This is a genomic window from Streptococcus suis (assembly GCF_019794615.1).
GTDB classification, from domain to species: Bacteria; Bacillota; Bacilli; order Lactobacillales; family Streptococcaceae; genus Streptococcus; species Streptococcus suis_AI.
This window is the reverse complement of the sequence record NZ_JAIMDU010000028.1, coordinates 20,274-31,450: the sequence shown is the minus strand read 5'-3', so window position 1 is coordinate 31,450 and position 11,177 is coordinate 20,274. Positions and strand designations below refer to the sequence as shown.

Annotated in this window: 8 protein-coding genes; 2 read left to right on the top strand and 6 right to left on the bottom strand. The window is 40.5% G+C overall.

Annotation, left to right across the window (positions count from 1 at the left end):
- Positions 1–90 precede the first annotated feature (90 nt).
- Genes K6V43_RS08430 through K6V43_RS11660 form a run of 3 tightly spaced genes read right to left on the bottom strand, consistent with a single transcriptional unit; the run spans position 91 to position 2,071 of the window.
- Positions 91–405 carry a DUF1697 domain-containing protein gene (locus K6V43_RS08430; protein WP_261311813.1) on the bottom strand — a complete coding sequence of 105 codons (315 nt, stop codon included), beginning with the start codon at positions 403–405 and terminating at the stop codon, positions 91–93.
- A complete protein-coding gene (locus K6V43_RS08425) occupies positions 402–1,343 on the bottom strand; it encodes a serine hydrolase domain-containing protein (protein WP_222382614.1) in 942 nt (313 codons plus the stop codon). The genes K6V43_RS08430 and K6V43_RS08425 overlap by 4 nt, the downstream gene beginning before the upstream one ends.
- Positions 1,340–2,071 (bottom strand): CppA family protein, encoded by a 732-nt coding sequence (locus K6V43_RS11660; RefSeq protein ID WP_222382613.1) that lies wholly within the window; start codon positions 2,069–2,071, stop codon positions 1,340–1,342. Before K6V43_RS11660 ends, K6V43_RS08425 begins: the two co-directional genes overlap by 4 nt.
- 194 nt (positions 2,072–2,265) lie before the next feature.
- Here K6V43_RS11660 and K6V43_RS08415 point away from each other — a divergent pair, with 194 nt between their 5' ends.
- Positions 2,266–4,533, top strand: a complete 2,268-nt coding sequence (locus K6V43_RS08415; RefSeq protein WP_222382612.1) for a Xaa-Pro dipeptidyl-peptidase — start codon at positions 2,266–2,268, stop codon at positions 4,531–4,533.
- 165 nt (positions 4,534–4,698) lie between these two features.
- Here the strand turns inward: K6V43_RS08415 and K6V43_RS08410 are convergent, their stop codons facing one another.
- Together K6V43_RS08410 and K6V43_RS08405 are read right to left on the bottom strand one after the other, a co-directional pair.
- Positions 4,699–5,868 (bottom strand): SIS domain-containing protein, encoded by a 1,170-nt coding sequence (locus K6V43_RS08410; RefSeq protein WP_160864011.1) that lies wholly within the window; start codon positions 5,866–5,868, stop codon positions 4,699–4,701.
- A 732-nt stretch (positions 5,869–6,600) separates the two neighbouring features.
- Positions 6,601–9,522: an SEC10/PgrA surface exclusion domain-containing protein gene (locus K6V43_RS08405; RefSeq protein ID WP_222382619.1), complete on the bottom strand. Its 2,922-nt coding sequence runs from the start codon at positions 9,520–9,522 to the stop codon at positions 6,601–6,603.
- A 148-nt stretch (positions 9,523–9,670) separates the two neighbouring features.
- Here K6V43_RS08405 and K6V43_RS08400 point away from each other — a divergent pair, with 148 nt between their 5' ends.
- Positions 9,671–10,003 carry a helix-turn-helix domain-containing protein gene (locus K6V43_RS08400; protein ID WP_222382611.1) on the top strand — a complete coding sequence of 111 codons (333 nt, stop codon included), beginning with the start codon at positions 9,671–9,673 and terminating at the stop codon, positions 10,001–10,003.
- Between the two features lie 198 nt (positions 10,004–10,201).
- On the opposite strand, the gene K6V43_RS08395 is transcribed toward K6V43_RS08400, so the two are convergent.
- Positions 10,202–10,981 (bottom strand): hypothetical protein, encoded by a 780-nt coding sequence (locus tag K6V43_RS08395; protein ID WP_222382610.1) that lies wholly within the window; start codon positions 10,979–10,981, stop codon positions 10,202–10,204.
- Positions 10,982–11,177: the final 196 nt, after the last annotated feature.

The following is an 11,177-nucleotide window of genomic DNA, read 5'->3' as shown; positions in this document are numbered from 1 at the left end:
ATGAGCTTTAATCTGGTCTAGCATGATTTTTCCCCTTTTATTTCTAGTGTAACATAAAAAACTAACCTACCACAAAATGTGATAGATTAGTTAACTTAATGACATTGCCTTTCTCGCCAATTCTTCTTGCCACCAAGCTGGAAGTTGATCGATTTCTGCTTGATAATCTTGGGCATCTAACAGAGCAAATTGTTTCACAAAAGGGTAGGTTGTTGCAAAAAAAGTTTGAAAATCAGCAACAATGTCCCCTCTACTCTTGGTTGAATCAAAGAAAAGATTGCCACTATTAATGTAGGTCTCAACATTATCATAACCTAAATCAGCCACTGCTTGACGCAAATCCGCCATCACAATTTTATTACGACCACCAACATTGATCCCTCTTAGCAAAAGAACATATCTCATTTTCCTTCTCCCTCTAAAACCTGCCGAATTAGAGCCATCACTTGGTTTCGATCCAACTTCCACTGGGCACGCTCATCCTTTTCAAAGGTACGATTTGAGAGAAAAATAGCCGCTTGTTGCAAGGGTCGATTGTACATGATAAAGGTTCCCGTATAGCCTGTATGCGACAGCCAATCCCCCTTTTTATCCCAAGCCAGCGACCGCTTGCGCTTGTCATCAAAACCATAGTCCTGGGTCAAATCTGCCGCAAAATCCTCTGTCAGGTAATGCTCCAAGAAGATTTCTAAATCCTTAATCGTCGAAAAAAGACCTGCACTTCCCGCGTGGACACCCAATAGACGCGCCTTGGGATCATGCACCACACCAGACGGCACACCACGCACTGTCGGCACTGCCTGACTCACTGGGCCAAAGGAGGTTTGGGACATGCCAAAGGGCTCTAGAACGTCTCGTCTGATAAGCTGGTCCAGACTGTCTCCGCTTAATTCCTCCAACAAAAAGCCCAATAGAAGAAAATTGAGGTCTGTATAGAGAAAATTCTTATTATCTGTGACCCTGATATTTAAAATCGCTTCTTTAAGCTGCTCTGCATTTAAACTATCCCGATTGGGAATAAAGGGATCAATACCGCTAGTATGGGTTAGTAGTTGACGGATGGTTACTTGACTATTTTGAAAAGCTGGATAGTATGACTGTAAGGTCCTATCCAACTCCAGAGCTCCGCTATTGACCAAAAAAATCACGAGTGTCCCTACACCCACTACTTTGGAAACGGAGGCTAAATCATAGGTCAAGCCCGGCTGAACTGGCACCTGACCATCTTGTGTGCCCAGATAGTACTCCTGCCACTGACCCTTAGAAAAAAGAGCCAGACTGGCACCAGGATAGACCCCTTGTTCAATCTGCTCTGAAATCTTGTCTATGATAACTTGTCTCATTTTTCGAACCACAATTCAATACCACTTGGGTCCACAGTTTGAATGAATGTCTCTTTTTTGTCCTTAAATAACGGACCCTCTAACTGGCTTTCCAAGTTTGCCCAATCAAAATCTTTCGCAACCGAGAAACGTAAACTATCTAAATCCCATACTTGTTCTGCGGGGGCTAATAAATCTTCGCCTTCTGCACCAATAAAGCGTAAAAAAGTTTGATTTGGCAAGATGGTTTCATAAAAATCTTGGCTGATGCTTGCCTGCGGAGTATTTATCCAAACCGACTCAACTGTAAAAGCCGTCAAGCCAGAAAAATCATCCTGTCCTTTAAATGGAACTGGTGGAAGAATCGTTTTTAACTCCTCAGCAGATGCTTCCGCATGCAACAGAAATGTATCTCCCTCAGGCGAAACAGCTTCAAATCCAAAGCCATTTTTTCCTTGGTAGAGCTTGCTATACTGTGTACCTGCTGCTAATAGGGCTTCAATCTCTTCAGCCTTGTCTACTTTTATGATGATCTTATTTAACTTTTTAGTCCCATTTACTGCACGGGTCCTCATGCTTGGTGACTCAACAAGCACAAGCTTTGTCTCCACACCAGCATATCCGCTAAACTCTGCAAATGCCCCCTCCTCAAGGATGGTTTTCATCCCTAAGTCTCTCTCTAAAAATTCTTGATTTAATTTACTATTATTTATCCGTATAACCGGAACTATTATTTCATTTCTTAACACGCTATCTGATCTCTCCTCATATCGGTCGTACCTTATTATTTTATAGAAATTTTCATAATTTTACAACCGATTTAATGTCGATATTTACACTTTTTGTGAATTTATACGAATAAATCTCTTTCTCCTTAGACAAAGCAAGGAGCATCGGATATAATGTCTATTATAGACTATTTTCAGAAAAAAGAGGAGAATTTATGCGCTTTAACCAATATTCTTTTATCAAAAAAGAGGATTCCATCTACCTCCAAGAACTCGACAATCTCGGTTTCCACCTAAATCCAAATGCCAGCAACAAGGAAAATTTAGAAACATTCGTGAGAAAATGCCATTTTCTGACTAGCAACACTGACCTCGCATTGTCCAATATGATTGCGGACTGGGAAACGGATTTACTAACTTTTTTCCGCTCTGAGCGCGAGGTTACAGACCAAGTTTTCTATCATGTAGCTCTCCAATTACTTGGATTTGTTCCAAATTTTGATTACACAGATATTGACGACTTTGTAAAGAAAACCAATTTCCCAATTGTTTACGGCGATATTATCGAAAATATCTACCATCTGCTCAATACTCGTACCAAGTCTGGTAATACCTTGATAGATCAACTTGTCAGCGATGATCTGATTCCCGAAGATAACCAGTACCACTTCTTCAATGGCAAATCCCTAGCAACTTTTTCAACCAAACAGCTCATCCGTGAGGTGGTTTATGTTGAAGCGCCTGTAGATACAGCTGACAGTGGGCAAACGGACTTGGTCAAGGTGTCCATTCTCCGTCCACGCTATGATGGACAAATTCCTGCGGTCATTACCAACAGTCCTTATCATCAAGGAGTCAACGAGGTAGCTAGCGACAAAGCCCTGCATAAGATGGAGGGCGAGTTAACTGAGAAACCAGCTGGCACTATTTCGGTCGTATCAAGCACAATCAACAAACTGAAATTAGACAATCGGGATCTCCCAAGCAGCCCCGCAACTGAAAAACTAGGGCATATTGGCTCTTATTCCCTAAACGAATACTTCCTTAGTCGTGGATTTGCCAGCATTCATGTTTCCGGTGTCGGTACGCTAGGATCTACGGGCTATATGACCTCTGGAGACTTCCAACAGGTAGAAGGGTATAAGGCAGTTATCGACTGGCTAAACGGCCGTAATAAGGCCTATACAGACCATACACGTTCACTTCAAGTCACAGCTGATTGGGCAAATGGCAAGGTAGCAACAACTGGTCTCTCATACTTGGGGACAATGTCCAACGCCCTAGCAACAACAGGTGTAGAGGGTTTGGAAGTCGTCATCGCAGAAGCAGGGATTTCCTCTTGGTATGACTACTACCGGGAAAACGGGCTCGTTACCAGTCCAGGAGGCTATCCTGGAGAAGATTTAGATAGCTTAACTGCTCTAACTTATTCCAAGAGCTTACAAGCAGGGGACTTCCTTCGTAACAAAGAAGCCTACGAAAAAGGACTGGCAGCTGAGCGCGTCGGACTTGAGCGTTCAAATGGCGATTACAACCAATACTGGCACGATCGTAACTATCTTCTCCACGCGGACAAGGTTAACTGTGAAGTTGTCTTTACCCATGGATCACAAGATTGGAATGTGAAACCAATTCATGTATGGAACATGTTCCATGCTCTTCCTGGCCAGATCAAGAAACATCTCTTCTTCCATAATGGCGCCCATGTCTATATGAATAATTGGCAGTCAATCGATTTCCGTGAATCCATGAATGCTCTACTTAGCCAAAAATTACTCGGATACGACAATGACTACCAGCTTCCTACTGTCATTTGGCAAGATAACAGCGCAGCTCAAACATGGACTGACTTAGAAACGTTTGGAGGACAGACAGAATCTCAATTCCCATTGGGACAAGATCAAGCGCAAATCCAAAATCATTACGACGAAAAAACCTTTGAAAAGTATTGCAAATCTTATCCTACATTCCACCAAGATCTCTTTGGGGACAAAGCCAACCAAGTAACCATTGACTTGGAATTGGATCAAGATATCCATCTAAACGGAAGAGCCATCCTTCAACTACAGGTCAAATCAAGTGTCAGCAAAGGATTGCTTTCAGCCCAACTCTTGGATTTTGGCCCTGCCAAACGTCTCAGCCCAATTCCAGGAATGGTGTCTCGAACCAGCTTGGATAACGGTCGGTATTACGCCCAAGAAAACCTAACTGAGCTTCCATTTACAGAAACGCCTTATCGCCTGATTACCAAAGGATTCATCAATCTTCAAAATCGTACCGATTTATTGACTGTAGAAGCCGTTACGCCAAATCAATGGATGACGCTTCGATGGGAACTGCAACCAACTATTTATAAACTTAAAAAAGGTGATAAACTCCGTTTAGTCCTTTATACAACTGATTTTGAGTGCACTATACGTGATAACTCCGAATGGCAAATCAGCCTTGATTTAAGCCAATCTCAATTAATCTTACCGCATTAATAAAATATTTCCATTCCGTCTTATTTAAAATGGAATACCCAAAACAAAACGCATAAAATCATGTTCATTATGATTCTATGCGTTTTTTCAATGTAAATTGCTTCTACCAATTCAAATAGACGAGTCAAAACGAGTCGCACTACTGTACAACTCGAATGAATGTTCCTACTTTTCTAAAGGATGAATAATAACACCTTGCACAACACGGTTTACTGTACCAGTTGGGGACGGTGTATCTGGTAAATTTTTGCATTTAATGGCTGACATGATGGATACAGTTTGGGCAAAGATAATGTATGGGAAGGTTAGGAAGACATCTGGCAATCCAGCTCCTCCTTCTGCCAAAACAAAGTTTGCTGCCTCTGTACCTACCAGCTTGTCAGCTGACAATGCCACAATGCGCTCAGCAATTCCATCTCCATGAACCTCATTGAGCAAGTCAACATCATACTGGCGAGTATAAGCATCATTTGATGCGAATAGAATAACCAATGTCTTGTCATTAATAAATGACTTTGGACCATGACGAAATCCGAGTGGAGATTCATACATTGTAGCAATCTTTCCAGCTGTTAGCTCAAGGATTTTCAATTGAGCTTCGTGAGCTAAGCCATAGAAACCACCAGCACCCAGATAAATAACACGCTCAAAATCTAGATTGACAAGATCTTGTACATAGTCCTCCCGATCAAGGACATCTTGACCTAAGCGAACAATCGTTTCAACCCAATGAGCCTTTTCTTCTTGGCTAGCTGGTGAAAATACTAGAAGGGCTGTCAAAGACATGCAACTAAAGCTTCCAGTCATTGCAAAACCTTTATCGTTTGAACCTACTGGTTGCAAGAGTAAGAGGTTATCTGCATCTCCTTCGGCTGCAAGCGCAAGCTTTCCTTCGGGTGCACAAGTAATTGTGACTTGGTAAAGCTCATTCACCAACTGTTTAGCGATTTCAACCGCCGCAACACTCTCAGGGGAGTTTCCAGATCGGGCAAATGATACTAAAATAGTTGGAATATCCGCTTGCAAATAATCATGTGGACGACTAACTAATTCAACAGTACCAACCGCTGAAAAACGAATGTGTTTCAGGTCATTGACTTGGTTTAGATAATTTGCAATGCTCTGACCAACAAAGTCTGATGTCCCTGCTCCGGTAAAAATTACTTGGATTAAATCATGTTTTTCTTTTATCCCCGATAGAAAACTTTCTATCGCTTCTAGCTGAGACACATATAGTTGATATGCCTCTTGCCACAGACCAGGTTGTTGGAAAATTTCCTTTGCAGTAATACTTGCGCCCAATTTTTCAAGTTCATCTTTTGCTAAACGAAACATAACTTCTCCTTGTCTCTGGTTATAACCAGTTTTTATTTTATTATAACCTATTCGCTCAGCAAAGTCAATTTAAAATAGGTTAATATGTCAAATTTACAGTTACATGGAATTTTGCACTAATTTCTAAAGTAATTGATTATAATTAGCTACTTTAAAAAATTTTGAAAGTATATATGTTTGATTGATAAATCTGATTCACCCATTCTTCACTTTGAGTTATTATTCAATCATGATATAATATTAATCATACAAGAAATCTCCTCTACATTTGATTACTTCTAAAAAAGTGGTCACGATTGGACACCATATCAAAAACAAGAGGGTCTAAACCCTTGATAGGAAAGGAATCTTAAAAATCTTATGATGAACATGCAAGACTTGTTACACGATTTTTTAAGTCTTGTAATCGTCAGAAATGTTGATTTAATAGGACTTTAGATTTCATTAAATCTTATAAAATTCACTAAAATTTTCAAAAGTGGTCACTTTTTGGTCACCAACTCACTAGCATTTTGAAGTACAAACAAAAAAGTAGTTGTAAAAATAACAGCTACTTTTTTACTATGATTATATCCTTGATTGTATTCTCTTTAAGCTCTTCTTGACTCATTTACCATTTTATTACTTTTTACCAAGCTACTCTGTTCAATTTATTTACATATCTAAATTTACATGGCATCATCAAGATTATTACAAAAATCCTCAGAGTACTTTCTGAGGATTATTTTTTTATTAGTATTTCCGTCTCACACCCACTGCCAATCCGAGCATACCCAATCCTGCTAGGAGGAGGAGGTTGCTGGCTTGACCGGTATTTGGTAAGCTTGCTTGTCCTTGAGCTGTTTGGGCTAAGGTTTGTACTGGAGCTGGGCTTACGACTGGTTTACCTGCCACTGGTGCTTGTGGTTTGGCAACTGTTTGAGCCTCATAGCCGATGACTTGACCCGCTTGGTTGACCAAAGGTACAGCCACCTGACCACTTGCGACGATTTCAGCCTCCTTGGCCTTGAGCCAGTCTTCCAAACTGATAGACGGCAAGACCGGAGCAGTCGGTGCGTCCTTCGGCACTGCGATAACCGTGCCATCCTCCAAGACCGTCACCGTATTGTCCACTGACAAGCGCTCCAACTCCATCAAGAAGTCGTACTCCGCCTTGACAAGCGCGTAAGCCTCCTGAGCCTGCGCCAATGCCTCTGACGCCTCTACTTGACTAGCCTTTTGCTCAGCGAGAAGGGCCTCTAATTCCGTGATTTTCGCTGTAGAAATAGCCAGAGCTTCTGCAAGAGCTGGTTTCTGAGCCACAAGAGCCTCTAGCTCAGCCAGTTCCGCTTTGGCAGTTTCCAAGGCAGAATTGGTTTCAGCCAACTGAGCAAGAGCCGTTTGGTAGGCAGTTTCCTTGCTAGCCAAATCAGCCTTCAAGCTAGCTAACTTAGCCTCTTCAGCGCTGAGACTTGCTTGCTTCTCTGCCAATACTCCTTTAGCCGTTTCAAGTTCAGCCTTAGCCGTTTCAAGAGCAACAGCCTTGTCAGTATTTGAGGCTTTAGCAAGAGCAAGAACCTCCTTAGCAGACTGCAAGGCTACCTTGTCAGCTTCCAATTTAGCTACGGCAGTATTGAGGGCAGTTTCAAGAGAAGAAATGTCAATAGTACCCGCAATGATAGAATTAAGTTGAGCTTGTGCCTCTGCATAAGCAGTTTGGGCAGATTCGTAAGAAGACTTAGCAGAATCAAGAGCAGACTGTGCAGAGTTGTCGTTAGCAAGGGCAGTATTGTAAGCGGTTTGGGCTTGAGCAACTGCGACTTGGTCTACAACTGTACGACTAACTGTTTCATAGATAGGAGTTGTAGTTGTTGTACCACCGCTCACGTTAGAGTAGTTGTTTGTGAGAGGGGCGTCAGATTGGTTGCTGTAGACGGTGACCATTGTTGGTTCGTAAGCTACAGCACCGAAACTTGAACGAGTATAAGTATCAAAAGAGATACCCACTGAGTTAAGGTTTCCTGTAAGACCAAGTACCTCTAAGGCAGTAGTAAAGTCACGATTATTAAATTTACCATCTGTAACAGAGTATAAAGGACGATATAGTTGTTGACCTAGACCCGCTACTACAAAGGACTTCAATTCAGCCATTGTAGCAGTTAGACCATTACGGTCTGCAAATTGGTTACTAAGAGCAATAGTATTTGTAATTATAGTACTGTCGTCACTTACAACTTGAGAGATAGCAGTTGCATAGGTGTGGTTAGTACCCAACCAATCCTTGTCACCAAAGAAGTTATTAGCCTCAAGCTCTGCCTGTGTCATGTTAGCGTATGAAGGATACATACCCGCAAACAAGGCATTATTCTTCTCATCAGCATAAGCAACGCTACCATTTGTAACGGTTACAGGCGTAGTACCCACGAGAGAGCGGAGTTGATTTACCAAGGCTGCATAGAACAAGGATAGTTCTGTACGTTGAGCATCTGTCATATCGTGTACGTTAATAACAGTGGAGTTGTCTGTGTCGGAGAACGTCCAACCAAGACCAGTGTACCAACCCTTGTACGCTTCTGCGATAGGAGCTGCCAAAGCATCTCGCAAGTTTACAGGCATATCAACCTTAGAACCATCAGCTGCGGTAAAAGTAAGACCTTTAGAGAAAGTAGCCTCTACATCAGAAATACTTGCAGTACCATTAGCATAATTCTTGATAGCATTTAGGTAGTAATCATTTGTGATTACCCCGTTTACCCAAGGATAAGTTGACGGAGTAGCCACACCACTCTTGAGAGTTGCAGTACCCCCTGTAGTTACGGTTGTAGTTTCGCCTGTCTTAATAGTTTCAGTTACGACAGTACCCGCTTTGGCAGTATCAAGAGCTGATTGAGCGGTAGCAAGGGCGGAACTAGTAGAATCTTTTGTAGCGATAGCATCCGCATAGGCTTTAGCCGTAGTATCTACCTGAGCCTCGGCACTAGCCACCACCTCTTGTTGATTTGCAATAGCCGTAGCACGATTGCTAGAGGCTTCTTTTGCGTTATCTAAAGAGGCTTGAGCATTAGCCACCTCTACCTCGTCATTAGTGACAGTAGTTTCAAGGGTAGTTACATCGGACTGTAATTTTGATACATCGGCAGTACCAGAGTTCTCAAGAGCATCAATCTTATCTTCAGTAGCCTTTACAGTAGCCTCCGCACTAGCCACTTCTGCGGTGGCGTTAGTTACTACGCTAGTTTGAGCTTCTACTGCTTGTTCAAGGGGAGCTTTTTCAGCCTGACTAGCTGTCACTGCCTCATGGGCTGATTCTTTGGCTTCTTGGGCACTTTGGATAGCTTCCTGAGCTGTAGCCAAGGTTTCATCTGTGATAGCCTCAGCTTTTGCCAAGCTTTCTTTCAAGTCCTGATTGGTCGCCTGCTCTTCACTCAAAGCCTGCTCCGTTGTCGCCACTGCTGTATCAATGGCTTGCGCTACTTGACTTGCTTCATCAACCACTGCCTGAGCATCTGCCACATCCTGAGCAGTGACCGGTTGGCTACTAGTCGTCGAACTGACAGCTTCCGCCTCTGCTGGACTAGTAGCTGTGACGATTTCGTCTGCTTGGACTGCCGACACAATACTAGATGCACTTGCAACTACTGCAAGTCCTGACAAAAGTTTAGTTCTTTTTAACATTAAACTCTCCTAAAAATTTTTATCGTATTATAAGTACCATTTTAACACAAAATATAGTGTTTTACTACTACACAAGCATCTTTTTATCATTAAAAGTAGTTTTTTATTACTACTAATGTCTATAAGATAGGTTCGAAAGGAGACATCTATGAAAAGCTCGAACCTACAATCGTACATTAGTAAACGAATTAGACACTTACGCTTACAACAAGGACTTACTCAAGAACAGTTAGAGGAGAAGGCTGAATTGCCCCAAAAATATGCTTATCGTCTCGAAAGGCAAGAACCAAATATAAAAATTGCAACACTTGAAAAGATTATGATTGCCTTGGACACAGATATAGAATCCTTCTTTGAAATACGATTAAACGAACAAGACCCTCTAGTGCATAAACTATTTGATATCCTTGAAGAATTACCACAGCATAAAAAGGAAAAATTACTCACAAATATCATCAATATTATAGAAGAAACTTTATAATCTCATTTAGAATAACAAAACAGACAAGCACCATCAAGATGTTTGTCTGTTTCTTTTTATGTAAAACACTCATCCCACATTATCAAACTTCAAAGATAGATAACATGAGACTAACATATATGAACTGAACAACTATGCAAATCTAACAACGAATTAATTTATAAGCAACTAGCAAACCGAATAATGGTGTTGCCAGTTTCACTCTTCGTCAAACAAATCTAAATGTTCAAATAGATGAGAATAGTGTAATTCTAATCCTCTATCTAATTCATCCTCTGCATCTTTCATTTTCTCATAGTAAAGTTGTAATTCTTTTTTTAGTTCCCTTAAAAATAAATTACCATTATTTTTAAAAATACTAGAATCGTGAGAATTACCTAAAATGAAGTTCATATGAGTTAAAGTTCCACTATCAACCTCTTCGACTTCAATATTATCATCAATTACATTGGTAAGAGTTTGAAAAACTACATCAAGCAATCCACTTTCTTGCAGTAAGTGAGTTATTAATTTGATACGTTTTTCTTGTTCCTTTCTAGCACCAATAATCATATTATCCCAAACAGAATCTAAATTTACTTGTTCCCAAATTTCTTCAATAATATCTTTATCGAATCTACTTAATATTTCAGCAGATAGCTCAAAGCCATGTTTTTTCTCATGAAGTTTTGGAATATTAAGTTTGGAATAAAATGGTTCAATACTACTTCGACTTATATGACCTGTCTCTTTTGATTTAAACCTTATTGTGTAGATATCCTTAACAATTTTTAAGTAACGCTTATATGCAGATTTTGAGATTAGAAGTTTTCCGTTTAACCCTGATTTTGAATTACCTTTTATCATCAAGTATCGTTGTAGAAACTCTAATTTTGAAAGCTGATCTTCTTCTTGTTGCCTTCTGAATATTAGAGGATAGTACTTTAAAACAAAGTCTTTTTGTGCATTTGGATTCAAATTTTCAAATTTAATGTTCATAAAAACACTCCTAAGTGGGTTCAAAATATTATACCACAATGAACCTAGAAATGCAACAAAAGGTATTGAAAAGGGTTCAAAAATGGTATATGATGAATATGTTAACAAAAACATGTTTTATCATTTTGTCAAATTTTCTAGAAATTTGACCACGCATTTTTAAATCAAACTAGCCCGTCCTAATACAATTGTTTGC